At 70.4% G+C, this 25,940-nt stretch carries 24 protein-coding genes, 2 tRNA genes and 1 pseudogene; 9 read left to right on the top strand and 18 right to left on the bottom strand.

Annotated elements, in window-relative coordinates:
* Positions 1-262 precede the first annotated feature (262 nt).
* Positions 263-338: transfer RNA gene (locus OIE40_RS09420), tRNA-His, on the top strand.
* A 44-nt stretch (positions 339-382) separates the two neighbouring features.
* On the opposite strand, the gene OIE40_RS09415 is transcribed toward OIE40_RS09420, so the two are convergent.
* From OIE40_RS09415 to OIE40_RS09390, 6 genes are all read right to left on the bottom strand, one after another.
* Positions 383-2,056 (bottom strand): MFS transporter, encoded by a 1,674-nt coding sequence (locus OIE40_RS09415; protein ID WP_264701940.1) that lies wholly within the window; start codon positions 2,054-2,056, stop codon positions 383-385.
* Between the two features lie 43 nt (positions 2,057-2,099).
* On the bottom strand, positions 2,100-3,122 hold the full coding sequence (gene glsA / locus OIE40_RS09410) for a glutaminase A (protein WP_264701939.1): 1,023 nt from the start codon (positions 3,120-3,122) through the stop codon (positions 2,100-2,102).
* Positions 3,123-3,263: 141 nt separating this feature from the next.
* Entirely contained in the window at positions 3,264-3,869 is a 606-nt protein-coding gene (locus OIE40_RS09405; protein WP_264701938.1) for a response regulator transcription factor, read from the bottom strand.
* Complete coding sequence (locus OIE40_RS09400) at positions 3,866-5,233, bottom strand: sensor histidine kinase (RefSeq protein ID WP_264701937.1); 1,368 nt, start codon at positions 5,231-5,233, stop codon at positions 3,866-3,868. Before OIE40_RS09400 ends, OIE40_RS09405 begins: the two co-directional genes overlap by 4 nt.
* Before the next feature lie 31 nt (positions 5,234-5,264).
* Entirely contained in the window at positions 5,265-6,080 is an 816-nt protein-coding gene (locus OIE40_RS09395) for an ABC transporter permease (RefSeq protein ID WP_264701936.1), read from the bottom strand.
* The gene (locus OIE40_RS09390; RefSeq protein ID WP_264701935.1) at positions 6,077-7,069 is read right to left on the bottom strand and encodes an ABC transporter ATP-binding protein; all 993 of its coding nucleotides are present in this window, start codon (positions 7,067-7,069) and stop codon (positions 6,077-6,079) included. The genes OIE40_RS09395 and OIE40_RS09390 overlap by 4 nt, the downstream gene beginning before the upstream one ends.
* A gap of 260 nt (positions 7,070-7,329) precedes the next feature.
* On the opposite strand from OIE40_RS09390, the gene OIE40_RS09385 reads away from it, so the two are divergent.
* The 4 genes from OIE40_RS09385 to OIE40_RS09370 all read left to right on the top strand — a co-directional run bounded on the left by OIE40_RS09385 (position 7,330) and on the right by OIE40_RS09370 (position 10,453).
* Complete coding sequence (locus tag OIE40_RS09385) at positions 7,330-8,130, top strand: SGNH/GDSL hydrolase family protein (protein WP_264701934.1); 801 nt, start codon at positions 7,330-7,332, stop codon at positions 8,128-8,130.
* Positions 8,131-8,291: 161 nt separating this feature from the next.
* Positions 8,292-9,464 carry a Mur ligase family protein gene (locus OIE40_RS09380; RefSeq protein ID WP_264702338.1) on the top strand — a complete coding sequence of 391 codons (1,173 nt, stop codon included), beginning with the start codon at positions 8,292-8,294 and terminating at the stop codon, positions 9,462-9,464.
* Positions 9,461-10,198: a type 1 glutamine amidotransferase gene (locus tag OIE40_RS09375; RefSeq protein WP_264701933.1), complete on the top strand. Its 738-nt coding sequence runs from the start codon at positions 9,461-9,463 to the stop codon at positions 10,196-10,198. The genes OIE40_RS09380 and OIE40_RS09375 overlap by 4 nt, the downstream gene beginning before the upstream one ends.
* 179 nt (positions 10,199-10,377) lie before the next feature.
* Positions 10,378-10,453, top strand: a tRNA-Lys gene (locus tag OIE40_RS09370).
* 141 nt (positions 10,454-10,594) lie between these two features.
* Here OIE40_RS09370 and OIE40_RS09365 read toward each other — a convergent pair.
* The 4 genes from OIE40_RS09365 to OIE40_RS09350 all read right to left on the bottom strand — a co-directional run bounded on the left by OIE40_RS09365 (position 10,595) and on the right by OIE40_RS09350 (position 14,751).
* Positions 10,595-11,362, bottom strand: coding sequence for a carbohydrate ABC transporter permease (locus tag OIE40_RS09365; protein ID WP_264702336.1), 768 nt, complete (start codon positions 11,360-11,362; stop codon positions 10,595-10,597).
* 143 nt (positions 11,363-11,505) lie between these two features.
* Positions 11,506-12,576 (bottom strand): carbohydrate ABC transporter permease, encoded by a 1,071-nt coding sequence (locus OIE40_RS09360; RefSeq protein ID WP_264701932.1) that lies wholly within the window; start codon positions 12,574-12,576, stop codon positions 11,506-11,508.
* Positions 12,577-12,657: 81 nt separating this feature from the next.
* Positions 12,658-13,965 (bottom strand): ABC transporter substrate-binding protein, encoded by a 1,308-nt coding sequence (locus OIE40_RS09355; protein ID WP_264701931.1) that lies wholly within the window; start codon positions 13,963-13,965, stop codon positions 12,658-12,660.
* Positions 13,966-14,445: 480 nt separating this feature from the next.
* Complete coding sequence (locus OIE40_RS09350) at positions 14,446-14,751, bottom strand: DUF3618 domain-containing protein (protein ID WP_264701930.1); 306 nt, start codon at positions 14,749-14,751, stop codon at positions 14,446-14,448.
* Between the two features lie 157 nt (positions 14,752-14,908).
* Here OIE40_RS09350 and bcp point away from each other — a divergent pair, with 157 nt between their 5' ends.
* On the top strand, positions 14,909-15,397 hold the full coding sequence (gene bcp / locus OIE40_RS09345) for a thioredoxin-dependent thiol peroxidase (protein WP_264701929.1): 489 nt from the start codon (positions 14,909-14,911) through the stop codon (positions 15,395-15,397).
* Between the two features lie 171 nt (positions 15,398-15,568).
* Here bcp and OIE40_RS09340 read toward each other — a convergent pair whose 3' ends face one another.
* Positions 15,569-17,611: an MDR family MFS transporter gene (locus tag OIE40_RS09340; protein ID WP_264701928.1), complete on the bottom strand. Its 2,043-nt coding sequence runs from the start codon at positions 17,609-17,611 to the stop codon at positions 15,569-15,571.
* Complete coding sequence (locus OIE40_RS09335; protein WP_264701927.1) at positions 17,608-18,030, bottom strand: MarR family winged helix-turn-helix transcriptional regulator; 423 nt, start codon at positions 18,028-18,030, stop codon at positions 17,608-17,610. The genes OIE40_RS09340 and OIE40_RS09335 overlap by 4 nt, the downstream gene beginning before the upstream one ends.
* A gap of 235 nt (positions 18,031-18,265) precedes the next feature.
* Here OIE40_RS09335 and OIE40_RS09330 point away from each other — a divergent pair, with 235 nt between their 5' ends.
* On the top strand, positions 18,266-18,694 hold the full coding sequence (locus OIE40_RS09330; RefSeq protein ID WP_264701926.1) for a DUF1801 domain-containing protein: 429 nt from the start codon (positions 18,266-18,268) through the stop codon (positions 18,692-18,694).
* A gap of 81 nt (positions 18,695-18,775) precedes the next feature.
* Here the strand turns inward: OIE40_RS09330 and OIE40_RS09325 are convergent, their stop codons facing one another.
* Positions 18,776-21,025, bottom strand: a complete 2,250-nt coding sequence (locus OIE40_RS09325) for an alpha-galactosidase (RefSeq protein ID WP_264701925.1) — start codon at positions 21,023-21,025, stop codon at positions 18,776-18,778.
* Between the two features lie 206 nt (positions 21,026-21,231).
* On the opposite strand from OIE40_RS09325, the gene mgrA reads away from it, so the two are divergent.
* Positions 21,232-22,272 carry an L-glyceraldehyde 3-phosphate reductase gene (mgrA, locus tag OIE40_RS09320; protein WP_264701924.1) on the top strand — a complete coding sequence of 347 codons (1,041 nt, stop codon included), beginning with the start codon at positions 21,232-21,234 and terminating at the stop codon, positions 22,270-22,272.
* A 97-nt stretch (positions 22,273-22,369) separates the two neighbouring features.
* Here the strand turns inward: mgrA and OIE40_RS09315 are convergent, their stop codons facing one another.
* From OIE40_RS09315 to OIE40_RS09295, 5 genes are read right to left on the bottom strand one after another with little or no spacing between them, the layout of a single operon-like run.
* Positions 22,370-22,573, bottom strand: a complete 204-nt coding sequence (locus OIE40_RS09315) for a ferredoxin (RefSeq protein ID WP_264701923.1) — start codon at positions 22,571-22,573, stop codon at positions 22,370-22,372.
* Positions 22,557-23,648: an NADH-ubiquinone oxidoreductase-F iron-sulfur binding region domain-containing protein gene (locus OIE40_RS09310; RefSeq protein WP_264701922.1), complete on the bottom strand. Its 1,092-nt coding sequence runs from the start codon at positions 23,646-23,648 to the stop codon at positions 22,557-22,559. Before OIE40_RS09310 ends, OIE40_RS09315 begins: the two co-directional genes overlap by 17 nt.
* Positions 23,645-24,211: a ferric reductase-like transmembrane domain-containing protein gene (locus OIE40_RS09305; protein WP_264701921.1), complete on the bottom strand. Its 567-nt coding sequence runs from the start codon at positions 24,209-24,211 to the stop codon at positions 23,645-23,647. The genes OIE40_RS09310 and OIE40_RS09305 overlap by 4 nt, the downstream gene beginning before the upstream one ends.
* On the bottom strand, positions 24,208-25,170 hold the full coding sequence (locus tag OIE40_RS09300; protein WP_264701920.1) for an FAD:protein FMN transferase: 963 nt from the start codon (positions 25,168-25,170) through the stop codon (positions 24,208-24,210). The genes OIE40_RS09305 and OIE40_RS09300 overlap by 4 nt, the downstream gene beginning before the upstream one ends.
* A gap of 1 nt (position 25,171) precedes the next feature.
* Positions 25,172-25,417, bottom strand: coding sequence for a hypothetical protein (locus tag OIE40_RS09295; RefSeq protein WP_264701919.1), 246 nt, complete (start codon positions 25,415-25,417; stop codon positions 25,172-25,174).
* Between the two features lie 334 nt (positions 25,418-25,751).
* Between OIE40_RS09295 and OIE40_RS17135 the strand changes: the two are divergent.
* Positions 25,752-25,940, top strand: a pseudogene (locus OIE40_RS17135) (hypothetical protein); the annotation flags it as partial.

Below are 25,940 nucleotides of genomic sequence, written 5' to 3'. Positions count from 1 at the left end.
CCGGCCCGCCGCTTGGGGTCTCTGTCGTTCTCAGCAACCCCGACTGCTTTCACCAACGGTGACTACTTTCGTGTCACAACACGAGAACAGACGCGCTTCCTGGGAGTAGCCGGCGTTGCTGAGAACCGACCCCTGAGGCGTGCGCACTGAACGGTCCACGTCCATCGGACGGTCCGGCACCCACCCCAGGCCGCGGCCGGACGCCGATTGGCACCGAATCGCGCCGTGTCCTAGACTGTCCAAGCTGTTGTAGCGGCACATGGTGGGTATAGCTCAGCTGGTAGAGCACCTGGTTGTGGTCCAGGATGTCGCGGGTTCGAGTCCCGTTACTCACCCCACCGCGGGTCGGTTGAAACGGTCCCACCCCCCGCCTTCGACGAGTTCACCCCGACGACGATGCAACCGGCGGGCCTGAGCGCGATTCCTCGGTGTCGGGATCGGCACCCTCGACGGCGTCGGGGTCGCCGAGGTCGTCGTCCGCCGACGGATCGAGATCCTCCGGGTCGGGCAGTTCGTCGGGACGGTACCGCGGCAGCCTGGACGCCGGCAGGGCCGCGACCGCACTGATCCCGGCCAGCATGAGGAAGCCGAACTTCAGGGTGCGCAGCCGCTGCTCCTCGTTCAGCGCCACGGCGGCCTCCACCTGCTCGGGCGTGGCCGTGGTGGTGGACAGCCGGTCCCTCAGGTCGGCGTTGCTGACGAAGTTCACATTGTCCAGATCGACGTGGGCGACGAGCTCCACGGGCAACTCCGGGTGATCGATGACGGCCCGCCCGACTCCCATCGACAAGGTGGTGACCAGCACGGCACCCATCACCGCCGTCCCCACCGCCGAGGCCAGGTTCTGGGTCGTGCCGCGGATGGAGCCGACGTCGCCGGCGAGCTCCTTGGGCGCCGCCGTGACCAGCATGTTGAACACCAGCGTGACCAGGGCGCCCTGGTCGATGCCGAAAGCGACCAGGCCGATGATCGTCGGCAGCGTCTCCCAGTTGTTGGTAACCACGGTGGCCAGCCAGAGCAGTGCGACGGTCGTGACCGCGAATGAGAACAGCGCGATCGTCCTGGGGGTGTAGCGCTTGTACAGCCGGACGATCAGGGTCGCGGTCACGAACACCGTCAGGTTGAACGGCATCATGGCCAGCGACGTGTCGAACGGCGTCCGGCCCTGCACCACCTGGATGTAGGTCGGCACGGTGAAGTTCACCGCGGCCTCCATCGCCACGATCACGAACATCGCGTACACCGCGGCCCGCTCCGAGGCCCGCCCGAGCACGCTGAGGTGCACCAGCGGTTGGCGGCCGGCCGCCGTGCGGCGCCTCGTCCACCAGAAGAAGCACTGGCCGATGATCACGCCGACCACCACGAAGACCGGGGCCGGTGACAGGCCCAGCAGGGTGAACGGGGCGGCCGGCTTGGCGTAGAGGAAGCCCCACCCGTTGAGGTTGTTGAAGCCCAGCGTGAGCAGCACGATGGCGGCGCCGATCAGCAGTGAGGCGACCAGGTCGATCCGGACGTCAGCGTTGCCGCGGTCCCTACGCAGCGTGAAGCTGAAGCCGAACACGGCGATGGCCAGCGCCAACGTGATCAGGAAGATCGGACGCCAGCCGACGAAGGTGCCCAGCGTGCCGCCGATCAGGAAGGCGGTGACGCCCGAGATCGCGCGGGCCGAGCCCAGCGCACCGACGGCGGTGGCCTGCTGCTCGCCGCGATAGTTGGCAGCGATCAACGCGACCAGGGAGGGCACGATGATCGCGGCCGAGGCGCCGGCCAGCACCTGGCCACCGATCGCCCAGCCGATGGTGGGGGCCATGATCATCATCAGCGACGACGTCCCGAAGACCAGCACGACGATGCGGAAGATGAGCACCCAGCCGACCCGCTGGCCGAGTTTCGCGCCGGTCATCACCAGGGCGGCCACCGCGAGGCCGTACACCACGATGGTCGAGCTGGCCGTGGTCGGCGGGACGCCGAAATCGTCGGCCATGCCGCCCAGCGAGATGGGCAGGGCGGCCACGTTGAACGACATCAGGACCTGGACCAGGGACAGGCCGATCATGGGAGCCCAGGATCGCTTGTCTGACACGGGGTTGCTGCCTGGGTCATGCGAGGGCTCCTTCGGTGCTGTCGAAGCGGGCGGAGGCGAACAGGTTCAGGCCCAGGGCCCGGGACAGGTGGGCGCAGGCGCGCTGGCCCCGCACGCTGTTGCCGGCCGGGTCGAGCGGCGGCGAGAACGAGCCGAGCGCACCCTTGCCTGGAGACACCGCGACGATGCCGCCGGACACCCCCGACTTGCCCGGCAGGCCGATCTCGAACAGCCACTCCCCCGAGCGCTCGTACATGCCGCAGGAGGCGAGCACGGCCAGGGTGTCGCGGCAGGTCTCGGCCGACACCACCCGCTCGCCGGTGACCGGATTGACGCCGCCGTCGGCAAGCGTGGCGCCCATCGTGGCCGGGTCGGTGCTGGTGACAGTGAGGACGCACTGCCTGGTGTAGAGGTCGACGACCTCGGCCGGATCGACGGCCAGCCGACCGTAGCTCTGCAGCAGGCGTCCGAGCGCCTGGTTGCGGTGATTGGTTTCCGCCTCCGAGCGGTACACCTCCTGATCGACTTCGAGGGGGTGTCCGGCGAACGCCGACAGGCCGCCGACCAGGTCGTCCCAGCGCTGCTGCGCGTCCGCACCCGGGATCAGCGCCGTGGTGGCGATCGCGCCGGCGTTGTTCATGGAGTTCATCGGGCTGCCGTCGTTGAGCTCGATCGCGATGACCGAGTTGAACGGCAGGCCGGTGTTGTTCACTCCCACCACCTCGTGCAGCTTCTCGTGCCCCAGTGCCTCGCGCACCAGGGCGAACACGAACGCCTTGGAGATCGACTGGATGGAGAACCCGACCGCGGTGTCGCCGAGCTCGTGGACGAAGCCGTTGACGCCCACCAGGGACAGCCCGAACCTGGCCGGGTCGGCGCGGCCCAGGATCGGGATGTAGTCGGCCACGACGCCCTCGTCCAGGGTGCGGTAGCGCTGGTACGCCTGGGTCATCAGCCGGATCACGTCCTGCTGAGCGGGCAGGGTACCGGTCAGGGCGCGCTGTTCGACGTCCTCGATGTGCGCTTCGAACACGGGCACCTCCGGACCGGGGTGGGCTGGTGCCGGTACGCGGGAAACACGGTCGGGATGCCGGCGGGGTGAGGTTGTACCTCCCGCCACGCTAGACCGCTCACCCCGGCCTGTCAGCAGCCCGCAGCGTACGTCCGGCCGGGGCCGGGGTCAGATCCACCCGCGCTCGCGGGCGATCCGCACCGCCTCGTGGCGGGTCGCGGCGTGCAGTTTGCCGATCGCCGAACTCAGGTAGTTGCGCACCGTTCCGGACGACAGGTGCACCCGCACAGCGATCTCCTCGACCGGTGCGCCCCCCTCGGCGGCCTGCAGCACGTCGGCCTCGCGGGGTGTCAATGGGGAGTCGCCGGCCGCGATCGCGTCCGCCGCGAGGCCCGGATCCACGTACCGGGCGCCCGAGTGCACGGTACGGATCACCTCGGCCAGCCGCGCACCGGTGACGGTCTTGGGCACGAAGCCGCGGACGCCCCCGGCCAGCGCATGTTTCAGGTGGCCGGGCAGCCCGTGACTGGTCACGATCACGCAGACGCAGCCGGGCAGCCGCTCGGCGAGTTCGGCGGCCACCTCGGTGCCGGACAGGCCCGGCATCTGCAGGTCGAGCACGGCGACGTCGGGCGCGAGCCGGAGCCCCAGCGTCAGCGCCTCATCCCCGGACGCCGCCTGCCCGACCACCTCGATGTCGTCGGTGAGCTCGAGCAGCGCGACCAGCGCCTCGCGGATCAGGTGCTCGTCGTCGGCGACCAGGACGCGGATCACTGGACCTCACCGGGCCCGACCCGGCTCGCGCCGGCCATCGAACGATCGGTCGGCCCCTGCCCGACGGTCGGCCCCTGCCCGGCGGTCGGCCCCGCCGGGTCCACTACCCGCGTCGTCTCGGCGTTCCGCAGCCCGGCCAGGGCCGGGGCGTCGACGGTGGCGGTGAGCGTGAACGAGTCCGCGGTCCGGTCGATCCGCAGCGTTCCGCCCACCTCGGCCACCCGCTCGGCCAGCCCGACCAGCCCCGCTCCGGAACCGGAGCCCTCCGCCGCCGGCCGTGGGTTGTCGTTGGTCAGCGTCAGCCGGGCCGTCCCGACGGTGCTCACCACCGCGATCCGCACCTCGCCCGCCTCGGAGTGCCGAAGAATGTTGGTGGTGCCTTCGCGCACCACCCAGCCGAACGTCCGGGCCACCGGCGCCGGCAACGGTTCGCGGCCCTCGGAGATGCTGGTCACCGCCACCCCGGACGCCTCCAGCAGGGCACGCGCGCCGGCCACTTCCTGATCCAGCTCGATGGCGCGATAGCCGCGGACGACATCGCGCACCTGGTCCAGCGACTCGATCGCCAGCGCCTGGATCTCGAGCATGGTGGACGCCGCCTGCGGGTTGCCGCGCTGGGCCTGAGCCGCAGCCAACTCGGACTTCAGCGCCACCGCCGCCAGGGTCCGGCCGAACACGTCGTGCAGGTCGCGGGCGAAGCGGAGCCGCTCCTCCGCGACCGACAACCTGGCGGCGTCCGCCCGCGCGCGTTCCAGCTCGCGGGTGCTGGCCAGCACGTTGAGGAACATGGCGCTGAACATGACGACGGTGATCGCGAGCAGCGCCACGAAGTAGCTGGCGGTGATCCGCACCGTGATCACGTCGAACTCTGCGGTCGGCAGCACCCACAGGCTCAGCAGCCCGAGTCCGGCCGCCGCCACCGCCGCCGGCCCGCTGCGCACCCTGGCACCGCCCAGCAGCGGCAGGGCGAGGACGCCGCCGAGCAGGCCGCAGCCGAGGCTGAGCGCCACCAGCGTGGTGGGCAGCGCCAGTCCCGCCAGCACGGCGGACGCCAGGCTCGTCACCACCCACACGGCCACGAACACGCCCGGCCGACGGGTGAGAAAGGCGCGGTCCCCGGCGCTGTCCGGCAGCAGGCCCCGGCCGCGCAGCGACGTGTGCAGCACCGTGAGTGCCGCCCAGGACGACCCGGCCAGCAGCGCGACCCAGGCGGCCGCCCAGCCCAGCCACGACGAGTCGGTCGCCGCGGCCGCCCGGCCGACCAGCATCAGCACACCGGTGATGGGCAGCATCGGGAAGCCCCAGTGCAGCGAGTTGTACACGTAGCGCTCCGTGCGCCGTACTCCCTCTGCCGTGCTGGTCATGATCGGTCCTCCTCGATTGCGGTGAGCCTACTCAGCTGCGCTGCTCCCAGCGGAACCACCGCAGCCCGCCCCACATCGCCAGTGCCGTCCAGCCCAGCAGCGGCAGGACCATCGCGCCGGCGGCGAGCAGGGCGTCCGCTCCCCCGGCCACGGCGCGGCCGTCGGCGCCCACCCCGGTGAACGCCAGCCGCACCAGGTCGACCACGGGAGTCATCGGCAGCAGGTGGGCGAGGGTCTGCACCGGACCCGGCAGCGCCCCCAGCGGCACCGAGAAGCCCGAGAACAGCAGCGACAGCAGGATCAACGGCAGCGTGGTCAGCTGGGCCGCCTCCACCGTCCGGGTCAGGGCCGCGCTCGCCACGGCCAGCGCCGTCCACGCCGCCGCTCCGGCCACGACGGCCAGGGCCAGCGCCCACGGGTTCGGCAGCGGCGCGCCGAGCAGCAATGCGGCACCCACTCCCAGGGCGGACTGGATCACCAGCAGTGCCCACAGCGGCACGGCGGGTGCGATCAGGATCTCGATGGGGTCGGGCTCACCGGCGAGCAGCCGCTTCAGCACCAGCTGCTCACGGCGTCCGACCAGTGAGGTGACCAGCGTGTAGTAGACGACGAACATCAGCGAACTGACGACCAGCATCGTCGCCAGCAGCGCGCCGAGTCCGGCGCCGCCGATGTCCATGCCCGAGAAGGCGAACGTCATGAACAGCGGCAGCGCGACCGCGGTGAACACGGCGGTCCGGTTGCGCAGCAGGATCGTGGTTTCGGTACGGACCAGCGCGCCGAAGCGGCGCAGGGCGGGTCCGCGGCCGGTGGTGACGCGGTTGGTGGTGGTGGTGGTGGTGGTCATGACGGCTCCTCGGTGTTGGCGATGGCCAGAAATACCTGCTCCAGCGATGCGGAGCGGGCCTGCAGGTCGGTCAGCTGGACGTCTCCCGCCCAGGCGAGCAGGGCGGCGAGGCTCCGCTGCATTGTGGTGGTCTCGATCCGGACGGCGTCGTCATCCACGCTGAGCCGTGCGCCGGGCAGGGCGAGCGACGCCAGGTTCAGGTCGGCCGGGCGGCCGAAGCTGATCTGGGCGGGCTGGTCGGCGACCAGTTCGGCCATGGTGCCGGTGCGGGCGATCCGTCCGGCATGCATGATCGCGAGCCGGTCGGCGAGCGACTCGGCCTCCTCCAGGTAGTGGGTGGTGAGCAGCACCGCGACACCGCTGTCGACCAGTTCACGGATCAGTGCCCACACCATCCGGCGGGACTCCGGATCGAGCCCGGTGGTCGGCTCGTCGAGAATCAGCACCTCGGGTTCGCCCATGATCGCCAACGCGATGTCGAGCCGGCGCCGCTCGCCGCCGGACAACTGCGCGGTCTGGACGTCGAGGCGTCCGGCCAGCCCGACCGCCTCGAGCAGCGGATCGCTCGGCCGGGGCGCGGTCAGCGTGCCGGCCCAGTACCTGGCCTGCTCACGCACGGTCAGGCCGGGCGGGAAGCCGGAGCTCTGCAGCACCACCCCGGTGCGGTGACGGACGAGCCGGCGTTCGGTGAAGGGGTCGTGACCGAGCACCCGGACCGTTCCCCCGCTGGGGCGGGACAAGCCCTCCACCAGTTCGACCGTGGAGGTCTTGCCGGCGCCGTTGGTGCCCAGCAGCGCGAACAGTTCACCGCGGGCAATCCGCAGGTCGATGCCCCGCACCGCCTCGAAATGCGCGGTGGCTCTGCTGAACCCGGTGAGCGGGTTGAACCGCCGCTGCGCCACATAGCTGCGGCGCAGGCCCCGCACCTCGATCGCGGCCTCGTCCACGGCCGGCCGCCCGCCCGGGGCGATGATGTCTGTCGCTGTCATGAATCCAGCCTGTGCCCGGCGGAGGCCCGCCAGTAGTGCCACGGCGCACCGCCGCCGGTGACGATCGCCCGGGTTCGGCGTGACAGATGTCACGCCCGGGAGCCCACCCGGAGTCCCGTGCGCCGGTGGTTCGGCCGGCCACAACGCTGCGGCGGGCGGCAGCCCCCGTGACTGGCAGCGGGAGCGGGGCGACGGTGGGGGTAAGTTGTCGGATGCATTGCGGGTCGACCCCGCGTCCGACGCACCCCCGCAGGATGAACATGCCCGAACCCACACACCGCTGGCGTCGCTACGTCGCGATCGGCGACTCGTTGACCGAAGGCCTCGTCGACCCCTACCCGAACGGCGAGCCGCGCGGCTGGGCCGACCGGTTCGCCCAACACCTCGCCGACGCCGCCGGCGAGAGCATCGACTACGCCAACCTGGCCATCCGAGGGCGACTGTTACGGCCGATCATCGCCGAGCAGCTCGAACCGGCGCTGGCCCTGCAACCCGAACTGGTCAGCCTGTGGGGCGGCGGCAACGACATCCTGCGCCCCCGCGCCGACGTGGACGCCATCACGGCAGAACTCGAGCGCGCCGTCGTCCGGCTGCGCGAGGCCGGCGTCGACGTGCTGCTCGGCACGGGCATCGATGCCAAGGGCTCGCCGCTGCTCGACCTGACCCGGTCGCGCACCGCCCTGTTCAACGCCAACGTATGGTCGATCGCCCGGCGCCACGGCGCCTTCGTCATCGACGTCTGGGGCATGCGGTGCCTCAAGCACTGGGGCATGTGGTTCGACGACCGTCTGCACTTCAACAGCATCGGCCACGAGCGGGTGTCGCAGGCGGCGCTGGTCGCCGTCGGCCTGCCGGCCAGCGACGGCTGGGACGACCCGCTGCCGGAGCTGCCGGCCAAGACGCGCCGGGAGTGGCTGGACTGGCAGCTGAGCTGGGCCCGGCAGCACGCCGGACCGTGGCTCGGACGCCGCATCCGGCGCACCTCCTCGGGTGCCGGCCGGTCGGCGAAGCTCCCGGAGTATGTCGCGGTCCCGCCCCGATCGCCGCAACCGGCAGAATAGGCCGCATGTCAGCCAGCACCTTGGGCCGTCGCGCCGAGCCGGACGTCCTGCCGTTGCCGGATCGGCTGCGGCTGCGCGCCGCCGTCACCGCCGGAAACCTGGCCGCGCTGGGCTCGCGGCTGGCGAACCGCGGCTCGGGGGCGTCCATCCGGGGGCAGGTGATGACCCGGATCGCTCCGGACGCCTTCCGGCTGCTGCTGCGCGGACGCCGGATCGCCGGCGTGTCCGGGACCAACGGCAAGACCACCACCACGCACCTGCTGGCCGCGGCGGTGCGAGCCGGGCTGGGTGCGGACTCCGCCCGGCTCGTCACCAACGCCGACGGCGCCAACCTGCACTACGGCATCGCCTCGGCCCTCAGCCAGGCGCCCGGCGCCGACCTGGCCGTCCTCGAGACCGACGAGCGGGTGGTCTCGGACATGATCGCGTTCGGCCGGCCCGAGGTGCTGGTGCTGCTCAACTTCAGCCGCGACCAGCTCGACCGGCATCACGAGATCAAGGCGCTGGGCCGCTCGTGGCGGGCCGCCCTCGAACGCGGGGGCGACGACGGGCCGACCGTGGTGGCCAACGCCGACGACCCGCTCGTGGTGTGGTCGGCGGGGACGGCGGCGAACGTGATCTGGGTCGACACCGCCACCAGCTGGACGGCCGACGCCGCGCTGTGCCCGGCCTGCGGGACCGTGCTCACCCACGACGGCGAGCGCTGGGACTGCCCCGGCTGCGAGCTGACCAAGCCCGCGGCGTCCTGGCTGGTGGAGGGAGACAGCATCGTCACCCCCGACGGCACCCGGGTCACTCCTCAGCTGCGGGTGCCGGGCGCGTTCAACGTGTCCAACGCCGCCTGTGCGCTGGCCGCCGCGGTGGTGCTGGGGGTCGACGTGGACGCCGCCCTGCGCGGCATGCGCACCGTCACCTCGCCGGCCGGCCGCTTCGCCACCGCCACCCTGCACGGCACCACGGCGCGGCTGCTGCTGGCCAAGAACCCCGCCGGCTGGGCCGAGGCGCTGCCGCTGGCGGCGTCCGACCCGGTGATCCTGGCGATCGACTCGGTGGCCGCCGACGGCAAGGACGTCTCTTGGTTGTGGGACGTCGAGTACGAGCAGTTGCAGGGCCGCCGGGTGATCGCCACCGGCCCGCGGGCGCAGGATCTGGGCGTCCGGCTGACCTACGCCGAGGTCGAGCACCAGGTGCTGCCCGAGCTGGCGGCCGCCCTGACGGCCGCCCGTGGCGACGCCGACTCGTCCCCACCGGGCGGGTCGACCAGGGCGCCGGTCGACCTGATCGCCACCTACACCCCCTTCCAGCGGTTGCTGAAGATGGCGGGGCTGCGATGACCGCGCACAAGGGACCGGTTGAGATCGTCCTGGTCTACCAGTCGTTGCTGGGCATCTACGGCGACCGCGGCAACGCGATGGTGCTGCTCAAGCGGCTGCAGTGGCGCGGGATCGAGGCCAAGCTGACGATCGTCGAGCCGGGCGACCCGCTGCCGGCGTCCGGGTCGGTGTACCTGCTGGGCGGCGGGGAGGACGCCGCGCAGGTGTCGGCGGTGCGGCTGCTCAAGACGGACGGCAGCCTGTTCCGGGCCCTGGACGCCGGAGCCGTGCTGTTCGCGGTGTGCGCCGGCTACCAGATCTGCGGCACCACCTTCACCATCGGCGAACGCGACGAGGTGATCGAAGGACTGGGCCTGCTCGACGTCGAGACCAGGCGCGGGCCCGAGCGGGCCGTCGGTGAGATCCTGTCCCGCTGGCGGCGTCCGGACGGCACCGAGACGTTGCTGACCGGCTTCGAGAACCACGGCGGCTTCACCACCCTCGGCCCAGACGCCGCGCCGCTGGCAACGGTCGAGATCGGAGTCGGGAACGCCAACGACGGCACCGAGGGCGCCGTCCAGGGACGGGTGATCGGCAGCTACCCGCACGGCCCGAACCTGGCCCGCAACCCCGACCTGGCCGACCACCTGTTGCAGCTGGCCCTGGACACCGAACTGGAGCCCCTGGAGCGTCCCGAGATCGACGAGTTGCACCGTCAGCGGGTCGAGTTCGTCCGCCGGAACGCCCGCCGCTGACCGGCTGCACCCCGGCCACGCCCTTACCGCTCGCCTAACTACCGAGCGCTCGCCAAGGTTGGCGAGCCCTCGGTAGTTGGGCGAGCGCCAGGTCAGGGGCGGGCGGGTTCGAGCGCCGAACCCGGGAGGCGTCCGCCGATTTCACCTTGTGCTGCTGGTTGGGTATAGTTACTGACCGCGCGCCGCTAGCTCAACTGGCAGAGCAGCTGGCTCTTAACTAGCGGGTTCGGGGTTCGAGTCCCTGGCGGCGCACCAAAGAAGGCCTCGCGAAAAGCGGGGCCTTCGTCGTTGCCGGACGCCGGGTGCGAGACCCGCTCGACCACCGCAGCCGCCACGCCCCGCTCACGCACGAGGGGCGCCCGGTCACCCGGACGCCCCTCGCAACGGCGGTCGCTGCTACTTCACGCCACCGGCGGTGAGGCCGGCGACGATGCGGCGCTGGAAGATCAGCACCGCGACCAGCAGCGGAACGGTGATGATGACACCGGCCGCCATGATCGTCCCCCACGGGGTGTCGTAGCCGTAGGCGCCGGTGAACTTCGACAGAGCCACGATCGAGGTGTACATCTCGGGCGTGGTGCCGAACTGCAGGGCGATCATGTAATCGTTCCACACCGCGATGAAGGTGATGATCGCGGTGGTGAACACACCCGGCGCGGCGAGCGGAAGGATCACCTTCGCGAACGCCTGGCCAGGCGTGCAGCCGTCCACCATCGCGGCCTGCTCGAGCTCGACCGGCAGCTGCCGGAAGAACGCGGTCAGGTTCCACACGCACAGCGGCAGACCGAACGACAGGGTGGGGATGATGAGCGCCTGGTAGGTGTTCATCCAGTTGATCCACTCGAAGCCCGGGTAGTTGCCGCTGAACAACTTGAACAGCGGAATGATCAGCGTGATGCCGGGGAACATCGAGCAGGCGATGATGATCGACAGCACGATGCCCTTGGCGGCGAACCGCAGCCGGGCCAGGGCGTAGGCGGCCAGGATGCCGAACAGCAGCGTCAGCACGGTGGTCGTCGTGGACACGATGAGGCTGTTCACCAGCGACCTGCCGAACCCGTTGATGGGCGCGAACACCGCGATGTAGTTCTCCACCGATGCCGGGTTGGGCAGGTAGTCGGTGCTGCGACCGTCGGAGGGCAGCCGCAGGGAGGAGACGATCATCCAGTAGAAGGGCAGGACGCAGTAGATGATGATGAAGGCGATGCCGGCCAGCCCTGCGATCGTCCCCGCCCAGTACTTGCCGTCGCGCTTGGGCTTGTTGAGCTCGGCGAGTTCCGCCTTGGTCACATGTGCCTGTGCAGCTGTCATGATGCGGCGCTCCCCGAGGTGACGGTCGTCTTGGCCAGTTGCGGCTTGGAGCCGGCGGCCTTGGCCGCCGCCTTCTGCCGCTTGCGCTGCGCCTGGATCGCCTTCAGCTCCTCATCGCCGACCACGTCGGCGCCCAGCAGCTTCACGAACAGGAAGGCCACGAACACGATGTACAGGAACAGGATGATCGAGTACGCCGCAGCCGGCCCGTAACGCAGGTTGTTGTTCTCGACGTAGGCCAGCGTCGACACGGTCTCGACGTAGTACTTGCCGAAGCCGATCATGCCGGCGGGCAGGTCGAACATGCGCATGGTGTCGAGGGTGCGGAACAGCACCGCCACGACCAGCGCCGGCTTGACCATCGGCAGCGTGATCCGGGTGAACTGCTGCCAGGCGGACGCCCCGTCGACCTTCGCGGCCTCGTACACCTCGGCCGGGATGGTCTGCAGGCCGGCCAAGGTCAGCAAGCCGATGAACGGGGCAGTCTTCCAGACGTCGGCGATGATGATCGCCCATTGCGACTGCGGACCGTCGGCTAGCCACAGGATCTGCTGGCCGATGATCTTGTTCATCACGCCGTCGGCGTCGAAGATCAGCCCCCACATCTTGGCCGAGACGATGGTCGGGATGGCCCAGGGCACCAGGATGGCGGCCCGGACCAGGCCCTGACCCTTGAACGCCTTGGCCATGATGAGCGCCATCGCCACACCGAGCACGGTCTCGAGCACCACGCACACGACGGTGAACCAGGTGGTGTTCAGGAACGCATTGAGCAACCGGTCGATCTGGCCCCAGTTGCCGGGCACCACCGTGGGATTGTTGAAGATGTCGGTGAAGTTCTGCAGCCCGACGAACGTCTCGCCCTGGGCGACCATGCCGGTGTTGGGATCGACGCCTTCGTTCTTGCGGAACACCGATTCGCGGATCGACATCAGGATGGGAATGCCGACCACGAACAGGATGACGACCATGGTCGGTGAGATCAGCAGTGCGGCCAGACTGCCCTGGCCGTCACTGAGGGGATTCTTCTTCTTGTTCTTCGTGGTTGCTGGTGAGTCAGCCACCATCGCACCTCCTCCGGGTACAGGTTGGCGGCTTCAGGGGGTGACGGGCAGGCGCCCGCCACCCCCTGAAGCCTTGTCACCAGGTCAACTGACGAGGCTCTGCAGCTTGGTCTGCAACCCGTCGAGAGCCGCTTGCGGCTCACTCTGACCCTGCAGGGCCGCGTACGCGGCGTCCTGGATGGCCAGGGTCACGTCGCCGTACTTGACGGCCTTGGGGCGCGGCTTGGCGTTCTTGATCGACTCACCGAGCGTGGCCAGGTACGGGAACTGCTTGTTCAGTTCGGCGTCGGAGTAGAGCGACTCGAGCACCGGCGCACTGGACGCCGTCTGCAGCCACTTCTTCTGGTTGTCCTCGGTGAGCATCCAGTTGATCCACTTCATCGCGGTGCCCTTGTTCTTGGCGAACGGCGAGATGCCGTAGCTGTGGCCACCGAGGGTCGAGACGCCGGGGCCGTCCTTGCCGGGGATCGGCGCGACCGCGATCTTGCCCGCGACCTTGCTGTCCTTGGCGCTGGCCAGGTTCCACACGTAGGGCCAGTTGCGCAGGAACAGGATCTTGCCGCTCTGGAACGCCGTGCGGGACTCCTCTTCCTTCCAGGTGATGGCCTCCTTCGGGATCATGCCCGACTTGAAGCCGTCGACCATCCACTGCAGACCGGCAACGGCCTCGGCGGAGTTCACGGTCGGCTTGCCGTCGTCACCGAGCACGGCTCCACCGGCGGAGTTGACCGCCTCGGCGAAGTTGCAGGTCAGGCCCTCGTACTTCTGGAACTGGCCGCCGTAGCAGGACATGCCGCTCTGGTCGGGCAGGATCTTGTCGCAGATCGACTGCATCTCGGCCCAGGTCTTGGGCGGCTGAACGCCGGCCTTGTCGAGCAGGTCCTTGCGGTAGTAGAGCAGCGCACCGTCGGAGGTCGACGGCATCGCGTACAGCTTGTTGAAGTACGTGGCCGAGTCGACCGCAGCCGCCAGGTAGCCGGTGGTGTCGAACTTGTCGGAGGGCAGCTCGGTCAGCCAGCCGTTGGCTGCGAACTCGGCCGTCCACACGACGTCGACGCTCATCACGGTGAACTCGCCCGACTTGGACTGGCCGCGCTTGATGAACTCAGCGCGCTGCTCGTCGGCGGAATCGGACAACTCCCGGAAGGTGACCTTCTCGTTGGGGTTGGCTTTGTTCCACTCGTCGACCTTGTCCTTCAGGTTGCCCGAGGTGTCCTTGCCCTGGGCGTAGACGATGGGGCCGGTCTCATCCCAGTCGGTGGCCGACCCGGAGGCCGAGGCGCTTGCCGAGCCGGCGGGGGTGCCGCCCGAGGAACAAGCGGCGGTGATCAGCAGCGCTCCCGCCGCCACGGCCGCGGCGAGCACGCGCCGCATGGTGCGTGGTTGAGTCATCGATCCTCACTTCATTGGGGGATGGTTCCTCCTCTAGGAACCTGGCTGGGACTCTAACCACGCCGGACGCATTGCGCCATGGGCTCGCCGCATCGTTATCAACCGTTGACCTGTAAAGACGCGTAAAGCGGGTGTGGCAAGGGCAAAGTCAACGAAATGGCGGCGTAGATGTGACTTCTTGGCTGCGCTGTCGACGCCCGTCGCAACACGAGCTGCGGAAAACTCACCCTCTTGAGCGAAATGACGTGGGGGTGGGTGGCTCAGGGTCGCCGCCGAAGGCACCAGCCGTGCCACCCGGAAGCGGGGATCAGGGTCAGGAGTCGCGCCCGCCCATGCGCCGCATTGCGGGCCGGGAACGGGGTTCCGGTGCCGGCTCTGAAACGCACGACCAAAGCGCGCGGCAGCACCAGGCTCGTCCCGGTCAGGTTCGCGCCGGCGACCTCGGACGGGTTGAAGACGGACGTCCGTGCCGGCGCGACCTCAGCGACGGCGGATGTTCTTCAGGATGCTGCGTACCAGCAGTACGAAGGTGACGACTCCGGCGACGGCGCCGCCGATCAACGCCACCCGCTCGGTGCGCACCCGCCCACTGTCGTCGATCACCTGCGCCTTGGCGTTGGCGAACTCGGTGGCCGCGAAGCCGCGGGCGTCGTCGATGCCGCGCTGCAGCACAGCCTTGGGGTGCACCTGGTTGATCAGCCCGGCCACGTTCCCGGCCAGTCGCTCGCGGGCTGCTGCGATCTCGGCCTCGATGTCCTGCTTGCTGCGCGTCGCGCTGTCGGCCACTGTGCTCGTCCTTCGCCTAGTCGGACGCGGTGGCCGGCTCCGGTCACCGCGCGATGCACCCAGCCTATGCCAGCCGGGCCCGTCGCCGGGAACCCCCGAAAGGCCGGTCTCCGAACCGGCCGGACGTCTCCGTGGCACACCACCTAGAGTGACTGCCATGTCGAAGCTGTCCGCGGGCGATATCGCACCCGCCTTCACCCTGCCCGACCCGGACGGCCACCCGGTGTCGCTGTCCGACTACGCCGGCCACCGGGTGATCGTCTACTTCTACCCGGCGGCGATGACGCCGGGTTGCACCACCCAGGCCGTCGACTTCTCCTCGGCCCTGGCCGAGATCGCGGCGGCCGGGTTCGACGTGGTCGGCATTTCACCGGACAGCGTCGAGAAGCTGGCCACGTTCCGGCAGCAGCAGGAGCTGGCGTTCCCGTTGCTGGCCGACCCCGACAAGCAGGTGCTCAAGGCCTACGGCGCCTTCGGCCGCAAGGTGCTCTACGGCAAGGAGATCGAGGGCGTCATCCGTTCGACCTTCGTGGTCACCGTCGACGGTGACGGCGTCGGCCGGATCGACGTCGCGCAATACAACGTGAAGGCCACCGGGCATGTGGCCAAGCTCCGCCGCGAGCTGAAGATCCCCGCCCTGAGCTGACCGGCGTCCGGCCCGGTTCCGGCCCGCGCCTACGGTTGGGCGTTCTCAGCAACGCCGACTGTTCTCGCCTTCGGTGACTGCTTTCGTGCTGCAACACGAGAACAGTGGCGGTTCCCGACAACACTCGGCGTTGCTGAGAACGGCCGCCTCCCACGAGCCGGAGGTGACCGGTCAGCTGCGCCGGTCGGCGGCGACGTCCACCAACAGCGCCGCGGTGAGGTCGTTGGCGGCCGTGCGGAGCTTGCCGATGTCGACAGCCTCATACCGCTCGGCGACGGTCTGTTCGATCTCGTCCAGCACGACCTGACGCGGCGCCTCGGCCGCCGCGATGGCGATCCGGCGCCGCAGCGAGTCGCTCATCGTGTCACCACTGTGGCTGACCCGGTCCGCCAGGGCGCCGGCGAACTTCTCCGTGGCCGCGGCCACGTCGGCGTCCTCGCTGGTGAGCATCTCGGCGGTGCAGTGCAGCAGCATGAGCCCGCGCTCGAAGTCGCCGGCGCCCAGTTCGGCGACCGCCTGCCGCAAAAGCGGACGGTTCGGTCGCGCGGCGCTGTCGGCGACGACGGCCAGTTGCAGGCCGAGCAACCGCTCCCGGGTCCGCTCCCCCGTTCCACTGCCGCTGAGCACCGGCGCGATGTCGCCGGACTGCTGGGCCATCGTGTCGAGCAGCTCGCGCCCGGCGTCCTCGGCCGAGTTCACGGTGTCCCGCAGCTCCATCGGCTTGATCAGCAGGGTGCAGACGAACACGAACGCCACGATCGGCAGGCAGAACACGAAGATGCCCGCGATCTGTTGCGCCAGCCCGGCACGGACTGCCGCCACCACCTCGACCGGCAGTGAGCCGATCACGGTCGGGTCGAGAACCGAACCGGCGTTGATGGTGTCGTGCGGCATCGTGTTGGCCAGTTCGGGCGGCAGGTTGGCGAAGATCGCGGCGTCCAGACCGGCGCTCAGCACGCTGCCGAACAAGGCCGTGCCGATGGTGGCGCCGACATTGCGGAAGAACTGCAGCGCCGCCGTGGCCACCCCCAGGTCCTTGCGCGGCACTGCGTTCTGCACGACCAGCGTGTACTGCTGCGACAGTGCGCCCAGACCGATGCCGATCAGGCCGACCCCCGCGACCACCTCCCACACCGAGGACTCCTTGCCGAGCCGGCTCAGCACCACCACACCGAGCGCGAGCAGCACCGCGCCGACCAGCATGATCTCCTTGTACCGTCCGGTGCGGGTGATCAGCAGGCCGGCGCCCATGCCGACCAGCACCAGGCCCAGCATCAGCGGCAGGGTGATCAGCCCCGAGGTGGACGCATTCACCGCCAGCACCCCCTGGGCGTAGATCGGCACGTAGATGATCGAGCCGAACATCACCATCGACATCCCGAAGGCGCCGAGGTTGGCGAAGGTGAAGATGCCCGAGCGGAACAGCCGCAGCGGCAGCACCGGTTCGGGCGCCCGCAACTCGATCAGCACGAACACCACCAGCACGGCCAGCCCGCCGATCAGCAGGCTGAGGATCAGCGGTGAAGCCCACGGGTAGCTGGTGCCGCCCAGCGAGACCGCCAGCAGGGTGGCGGTGATGCCGACCGACATGGTCGCGATGCCCCAGTAGTCGATGACCGCCTCGCGCGGCTTGTGGTCCATCACCAGGAAGCGGGCGATCACGAACAGTGCGATCAGGCCGACCGGGACGGCGACGTAGAACAGCCAGCGCCACCCGAGCGCGTCGGTGATGAGCCCGCCGAGCAGCGGGCCGGCGACGCTGGTGACCCCGAAGACGACGCCCATGTAGCCCTGGTACTTGCCCCGCTGACGAGGGGGGATGATGTCGCCGACGATGGTCTGGGACAGCGGCATGATGATGCCCATCCCGAGGCCCTGGACGGCGCGCGCGGCGACCAGCCACCAGAATGTCTGCGCCGTGCCGGCGAGGATCGACCCGGTCACGAAGATGGCCAGGCCGCCCAGGTAGAACGGACGCCGTCCGAACAGGTCGGAGAGCTTGCCGACGATGGGCACCGAGATCGCGGACACCAGCATCGCCGCGGTGGCGACCCACGAGTAGTGCTCCATGCCGCCGAGTTCGGCGACGATCCGCGGCATGGCCGGGCCGACGATGGTCTGCGAGACGGATGCCACGAGCATGCCCATCAGCAGTCCGGTGAAGATCCGTCGCGACTGCGCGTCGAGGCGGAACGGTGCGGGGGTGTCAGTCACGGGCGGGTCCTGTTCTGCAGCGAGTCGTTGAGTTCGTGGATGAGCCGGGCCAGGGCGTCCCGGTCGGGCTCAGGCCAGTGGTCGAGGGCGGTGGTGACCAGCCCCACCCGACGCGCCTGCTCGGCGCGGAAGGCGTCCAGCCCCCGGTCGGTGGCGGTCAGCCGGTGCGCGCGGCGGTCGGTGACGTCCGCTTGACGCTCGACCAACCCGCGATCGGCCATGGCGGCCACCCGCCGGCTCAGCGTGGAGGGGTCGAGGGACTCGACCTGAGCGAGGTCACCGGGCCGCATGCTGCCGTCGCGTTGCAGGCGGGCCAGGATGAGGTACTCCAGCCTGGTCAACTCGGCGCCCCGCTGCTGCTCGGAGGCGAGGTGCGACAGCAGGGTGAAGAGCCTGACCAACTCCTCAGTTAGTTGCATGCAGCAATCATATAACTTTGAACTAGTTGGCGCCAGGCCCGACGACGGCACGAGGTTCAGCCACCCGAGTGCGTCGGCAAGAACGTCGACCGCAGGCGAACAGCAACGAGAAGAACGCCGCCGAACACGATCGGCAACCGGCGAACACCATAAGGCGACCTTCGGTGGGCCGCGGTACGGCTAGGCGCCGCATCGCGCCGGTGACAGCGGCGGCCCGGCGACCTACCCTGGGCGCATGGCAGCGGGCAGTACGGCGCCCACCGGCGCCTCGGTCGACGACTTCATCAACGGCCTCGACCATCAGTCGCAGCGTGCGGACGCGAAGCGGCTGGTCGAACTGATGTCCAGGATCAGCGGCAAGCCGCCGGTGATGTGGGGCTCGAGCATCGTCGGCTTCGACAGCTACCACTATCGCTACGAGACCGGCCGCGAGGGTGACATGTGCACCATCGGCTTCTCCCCGCGCAGCAAGGAGTTCGCGATCTACTTCGTGAACGGGTTGTCGATCTACGCCCACGAACTGGCGAACCTCGGACCGCACCGCAACGGCAAGTCCTGCCTGTACGTGAAGCGACTGGACGCGGTCGATCTCGACGTGCTGACGCGGATGCTGGAGCACTCCTACGCCGACGTCACCGCCAGTCACAGCGGCGAGCGCGAGTAGACCCCGCGGATCTTCGTCGCCCCGGCGCTTCATCCGTCATCCCGGGCCTGAGCCGGGATCTCCTTCGCGACCCGGGCGTCCCTACACCGCCTCGGCCAGGTACAGCACCACCTGGTCGGGCTGCATCGGGGGCAGCATCAGGCCGGCGGTGGCCAGGGCGGCCCCGGTCAGCACCACCCCCACCTCGTCGGACGCCACGGCGCGCGGGGCGCGTTTGTGGGCCAGGTCGTCGAGCAGGGCGGCAGGGTCGACGTCGAGCCTCCACCACGGCGGCGGCAGCGCGGCCGGCGGACGCCCCACCAGCATCGGGCGGACCCGGTAGCGGCGGGCCGGGTCGAGACCCGGCAACGGCAGCCGGCCCACGGTGCCGGTGTCCTGGGTCTCCAGCGCCGCCACCGAGTACAGCGCCACCGAGCGGTCCATGGCCACCACCCCGCCCGCGACCAGCCAGTCGTCCGGCCAGTCGATCCGGACCAGGTCACCGCCCAGCAGCAGCGGACGCAACCGCTTGTGGAAGGCGATCCAGGCGCCCAGTTCGGCCAGGTCGGCATCATCGGCGGCGCGCAGGTCCCACTCCACGCCCAGGTGCCCGAAGATCGCGGTGGCGGCCCGGGTGTTCAGCGGGTGTGCACGTCCGGTGGTGTGCGACACGGGGGAGGCGATGTGCGACCCCATCAGCTCGGGCGGGATCAGCTGCGTCGTCCAGCGCAGCATGCGTTGCCGCTCATGCGGGTCGATGCAGTCCGACACCCACACCCGTTCGGTGTGCTCGAGCACCCCGAAGTCGATGCGCGCGCCGCCCGACGAGCACGACTCGATCTCCAGGCCCGGGTGCGCGGCCCTGAGTTCAGCCATGAGCCGGTACGCGGCCAGTGTCTGCGCGTGCACGGCGGGGCGTCCGTCCACCCGGCCGCCGGCGTCGACCAGGTCGCGGTTGTGGTCCCACTTCAGGTAGCCGATCTCGTACTCGTCGAGCAGCGCCAGCAGCGCACGACGCACGTGGTCGAAGCACTCGGGCAGGGACAGATTCAGCACCTGCTGATGCCGCGACGGCACCGGCAGCCGCTCCCCCGCCGCCATCACCCAGTCCGGGTGGGCGCGGGCAAGGTCCGAGTCCAGGTTCACCATTTCCGGCTCCACCCACAGCCCGAACTCCATGCCCAGCTCGCGCACCCGGTCGATCAACGGGTGCAGCCCCTCGGGCCAGACGTCGGCGGACACCGTCCAGTCGCCCAGCCCCGAGTGGTCGTCGCGCCGGGAGCCGAACCAGCCGTCGTCCAGCACGAACCGCTCGACGCCCACCGCGGCGGCGCGTTCGGCCAGTTCGACGAGCGGCTGGAGGGCGTGGTCGAAGTAGACCGCCTCCCACACGTTGAGCGTCACCGGCCGGTCGGACGCCGGGTGCCCCGGCCGGGCGCGCAAGTAGCGGTGGAAGCGGCGGGCCACCTCGTCCAAGCCGTCCCCGTAGGAGCCGTACAGCCACGGCGTGGTGTAGCTCGAACCGGACGCCAGGCGCACCTCGCCGGGCAGCAGCAGCTCAGCCCCACCCAGCACCTGCTCGCCGCCACCTGTCCGTTCGGCGTAGTGCACGTGATTGCCGCTCCAGCCGACGTGGACGCCCCACACCTGGCCGTGCCGGAAGCCGAAACCGGGTTCGCCGGCGTGCAGCACGGTGGCGGCGTCGGCGCCGGTGCGGCCGCGGCGTCCCTCGCGCAGGTGGACGCCGACGGTGAGGTCCCGTCGCTGCGGCACCCGCTCCTTGCCCCAGCGTCCGGCGAAGTCGAGCAGGTCACGCGCCCCGGCGGGCACCGGCAACGCGAGGGCGAGCTGATCGAGCCGGTACGGCTCGACGGCGGTGTTGGTCAGCGTCGCCCTGGTCCGGAGCACACCGCCGGCGGCGAGTTGGATCTCGATCTCCAGCCGGAGCCCGGCCGGCTCGTCCTGCGCGGTCACCGTCACGATGCCGGTGCCCAGCCGGAACACCGTCACCTCTGCCGCGGCGGCGTCCACCACCGCACCGTCGAGCCGCAACGTGGTGCAGCGGAACAGCGGTGAGAAGTCCCGGCCGTCGCGCGAGCCGCTCAGCCCCGGCCGGCCCGCCCAGCCGGTGTGCTGCTCGGGCAGGATCGCCAGCCGCACGGGCACGTCCACACCACTGGGGGTGACCGGCGGGGACGCCGCCAGCACCAGATCGGCAACCTCGTCATCGCTCAGCTCACCGGGGTCGGCGCCCCAATGGGCAATCGACGGCAGCCTCGCCTCGGTCAGGTCGATCACTACCCCGACGCCCTCGCCGCGCAGCAGCACGCGCGCGTGAACCCCCTTGTCCATGGCGCAATCGTGGCAGACGGAGCCGGCGGTGTTCGCAACGGCCCACCGATGAGCGCGACGGCGCGGGCTCGGTCGGGCGTGTCGAGGTCGATCCAGATCGGGCACCGAACTCGGTGCTCGATTTTGAGCAACCGTTGCGTCCTGATGGGCGGTTCGCCGCCACCGGTGCTGGGCCTAGGATCGAAGGACGACCAGGAGGAGATCCAATGCCGCTGCAACCCACCTACCTGCCCGACGAGAACCGCTACGACGGCCGGATGCCGTACCGCCGCACCGGACGCAGCGGGCTGAAGCTTCCCGCCATCTCGCTGGGCCTGTGGCACAACTTCGGCGACGACGTCCCGTTCGCCACCCAGCGGGCGACGCTGCGGCGGGCGTTCGACCTGGGCGTCACCCACTTCGACCTGGCCAACAACTACGGCCCGCCGTACGGTTCGGCCGAGACCAACTTCGGCCGTCATCTGCGCGAGGACTTCGCGCCCTACCGTGACCAGCTGGTCATCTCGTCGAAGGCGGGCTGGGACTTCTGGCCCGGCCCGTACGGCGACCTCGGCTCGCGCAAGTACCTGATCGGTTCGCTGGACGCCTCGCTGGAGCGGATGGGGCTCGACTACGTCGACATCTTCTACCACCACCGCTTCGACCCCGACACCCCGCTCGAGGAGACGATGGGGGCGCTGGACTACGCCGTCCGGTCGGGCCGGGCCCGCTACGTCGGTGTCTCGTCCTACTCCGGCCAGCGGACGCGCGAGGCCGTCGCGATCCTGCGCGAACTCGGGACGCCGCTGCTGATCCACCAGCCGTCCTACTCGATGATCAACCGCTGGGTCGAGGAGGATCTGCTCGACGTGCTCGGCGAGGAGGGTGTGGGCTGCATCGCGTTCTCGCCGCTCGCCCAGGGCATGCTGACCGACAAGTACCTCGGCGGCGTCCCCGAGGGGTCCCGCGCGGCGCAGGGCAAGTCGCTCTCGCCGGATCTGCTCACTGACGAGAACCTCGACCACATCAGGGCTCTCAACGACATCGCCGCCGAGCGAGGCCAGACCCTGGCGCAGCTGGCGCTGGCCTGGGTGCTGCGCGACGAGCGGGTCACGTCGGCGCTGATCGGGGCGTCCAGCGTGAAGCAACTCGAGGACAGCCTCGGCGCGGTCGACAACCTCGACTTCACCGACGACGAGCTGGACGCCATCGACGCCCACGCCGTCGAGGGCGGCATCAACCTGTGGGAGGGTCCGAGCAAGGCCTGAGCACCCCCTCCGCGGGGCGCTCGCCTAACTACCGAGCGCTCGCGAAGGTTGGGGGTGCGCTCGGTGGTTAGGCGAGCGCGCGGGAGGGGTGCGCGCGTCAGGGCCGCAGGTACAGCGCCCGCGCCGGGCAGAGCTTGATCGCCAGGGACGCCGCCGCGGCGTCCGTGGCCCCGGTGCGGAGGATCGGGTAGCCCCACTCGTCCAGGACGACGGTGCCGGGCAGGGTCTGGGCGCAAACCCCGTGCCCCGAACAGAGCACCCGGTCGACGGCGACCCGTACGTTCTCAGGCGTGGGCGGCATCTGCGACCCTCCGTTCGCAACGGCCGGCGGCGTGCGCGGCGAACTCGGGCGCCAGCGTGTGCAGCGCCGAGCGGGTGAACCGCACGACGCCGTCGGGGTGGTGGCAGGCGCCACGTCCGGCCAGTAGCGCCAGCCTGTGCTCGAACGCGTCCCGACCCGCCATGGTCGGACGCCGCACCAGCTCGTCCCAGTCCTGCGCGAGCCGGGGCAGGCCGAACATGCACGGCCCGCACTTTCCGGCGGATTCGCCCGCTCCATAACCGATCAGCCGGCCGGCCACGTTCAGCGGGCACTCCGCGGGATCCCAGGCGGTCACCACTCCGGGGCCCAGCGAACCGCCGCGGGCGGCCATGCCGGGGGTGTCCCACCTGGTCAGCGCCACCTCCTGCACGCTCAGCAGGACGCCGCCCAAGCCACCCACGCCGACATACCGGACGCCGGGCACCGCGCCGCCGGCCAGGCCCAGCAGCTCGCCCAGCCCGACCCCGGCGGCAGTCTCGTACACCCCGGGCCGCTGCACCGCGCCGCCGACCGCCACCAGCCGCGGACCGGGCTCCGCCGGCGTCCCGAACGAGCGGAACCAGCCCGCTCCGTAACGCTGCAGTTGCCCCACGCGCCACACCGTCTCGGCGTTCAGCACCACCGTCGCAGCGACCGGCCGGCCCTGGCTGTCGCGGCCGCCGAAGACGAACGGCGTCCGCTTGGTCATCGGCTTGGCGGGCCGGCCGCCGGCCAGCGCGATCAGCGCCGACTCCTCCGACGACACGTACCGGTGCGGCACCGCCAGCACCCGCAACCCGGCCGCGGCCAGCACCTCGGCGGTACGCGAACCACGATGCGCGGCGAACCGGACCTCGCCCTCCCCCGCCACCAGGCGCACACCCTCGAGCAGCTCAACGAGCTTGTGTTCGACGATCCAGGCGTCCTTGGCGGCGCCCAACTCGCCGTCGCAGGCGTTGACGATCAGCCGCGCGCCGTGGTCACGGGCGGCCTTCACCTTGACGGCGGTGCTGAAGCCGGCGCCGCCCCGGCCGGTCAGGCCGGCCGACTCGAGCAGGGTGATCACGTCCGTCACGCCCACTCCTGCGCCTCGATCTCGCGCCGCCGCACCTGGTCGGCGTGGGTGGCGAGCACCCGCCACAGCACGGCAGCCGCCCCGATCGCCGCGCAGCCGAGGGTGACCACCCGCAGCACCGGCTGGTCGCCGGTGCCCATCGCGAAGCCGTGCACCAGCGCGATCGGCCAACTCGCGTAGGCGGCCCAGTGCACCAGCCGCCACAGCCGTTCGGGGAGGCGGTGCCGCAGCAGGCTGGTGATCACGACGGCCAGCATCAGGTCGAACGCGATCGTGCCCAGGCCGACCCACAGGGTCTCGTAGCCCGAGGTGAACGGCAGCACGGTCGCCAGCCAGCCGATCGACACGTAGCCGTCGGCGATGGCGGTCACGATGTGCACCGCCAGGAACGCCACCAGGCCCAGGGACAGCCAACGGTGCAGGGCGATCACGATCGTCGCGCCACCGCCGTGCGGACGTCGGCGTCCGGCCGTCAACGCACCCAGCACCACGACGGCCGTGAACAGCATCACGCTGACCACGCCGCTGGCACGGGACAGGTACCACAGCAGGTGGTCGCTCATCGGACGCCGCCGACCTCCGGCAGCGGCCACCGCGGTGTGCACGTGCTGCGACCGTCGGGCCGGTCCAGCCGGGCCGCGACGCCGACGCCGGTGAGCCAGGCGGGCGCCTCCTCCCCGAGGATGATCGCGGCGGTCGAGGCGGTGTTCGCCTCCAGCGCGTTCGCGGCCACACAGGTCACCTGCGACCAGACCGGAACGGCCGGTTCGGCGGTGAACGGGTCGATGATGTGGTGGACGGGGCCGGCGTCGGTGACCCAGCGGCGCAGCCGGATGGACGACGTGGCGACCGCCTGGTCGGTGACGGTGATGACCTGCTCGACGGCGCCGTCGGCGTCCTCGACCCCGACGCGCCAGCCGTCCGCAGGCGCCGTGCCCGCAGTGGCGATGTCGCCGCCCAGGTTGACCAGGAACCCGCCGCAAAACTGCTCGGCGAGACGCTGGGCGATCCGGTCGGCGGCGTGCGCCTTGGCGGTGGCGCCGAAGTCGAGCACCGTGCCGCGCGGCACCGACACCCTGCCGCCCGGGCCGCGGTGCACCCGGCGCCAGCCGGGCACGATCGGTGGCCGGACGGACGGCGTCCAGGTCTCGCGGGCGCGGACCAGCCGCAGGTCCACGTTGTAGCCGGCGTCGATCACGGCGTTGCCGACGGTGAAGTCGACCAGGCCGCCGCTGAGCCACGCGGCCCGCAGCGCGGCGTCCAGGTGGTCGTTGAACAACTCGGAGGCGAAGAACCACACGTCCCCCGACTCGGCCGCGCCGCTCAATCGCATCACCTCGGAGTCGTCGCGGAAACGCGACACGGCGGCGTCCAGCGCGGCCAGGTATTCGCGCGCCACCTCGACGGCGGGAGCGAGGCAGGCGGAGTTGGTGGCCAGGATGCTGTTCGTGGTGCCGATGGCCTCGAAGTCGGCCATCGTGACCTGCCCGGCGGACGGGGCGGCCGGCTCGGCGATGCTCATCTCACGACCCCCTGGTGGTGGTCTGCGAGGAGCCGGACGACGACCCGGCCGAGCCGGCGGAGCCGAAGCGGGATGAGCCCTCGTTGGGGCTCGAGCCGCTGCTGGAGCCCGTGCCCGACGTGGTGGTGGCCGCGTCGGCGGCAGTGGCCGCCTGGGCCAGTCCGGCGACGATGGCACCGGTGGTGAACGTCGCTGCGGTGAGCACGGCGGCCAGGGCCAGGCGGGCCCGCTTCACGGCTGACGACATCTGCACTCCTCGATTGGACTGGCCCCAGCCTCGGCCACCAACCCATGCACGTGCTGTGAGCCAGCGAGGGACCAGCAAGGATTCATTGTGCAAGTCCTGTGATCGGCCGCGCGGGGAGCAGGCCGCCCGTGTCGCGGGATCGGCACCAGGTCGTGGCTTGAGCGGTGCCGCGCCGAGGCGGGCGCTCTGGTGCCGGAGAAGGGACCTGAACCCTCACACACTGTCCCTTCTCCTGTGGAGAAATCCCTAGATAACTCGCTCTGACAAGCACCGACGTATCGGATGCAGATCCCGAAAACGTGCGATAAGGTGGTCCCGTTGGCACCAAAACGCGATGAGATGTTGCACGTATGTTGCACGAAATGGGGTCCTGATGGCTCGACGCCGGAGCTTCGGAGCGATCAGGCGGCTGCCGTCCAGGCGGTACCAGGCCAGCTACGCCGGGCCGGACCTGCAGCGCCACGTCGCACCGGTCACGTTCACCAGTGCGGCGGACGCCGAGACCTGGCTCAGTGATGAGCGC

Origin of the sequence: Micropruina sonneratiae, assembly GCF_025972045.1 — a bacterium.
Classification (GTDB): Bacteria; Actinomycetota; Actinomycetes; order Propionibacteriales; family Propionibacteriaceae; genus Micropruina; species Micropruina sonneratiae.
The sequence above is the reverse complement of the archived record's forward strand: the minus strand, read 5'-3'. Positions and strand labels throughout refer to the sequence as shown.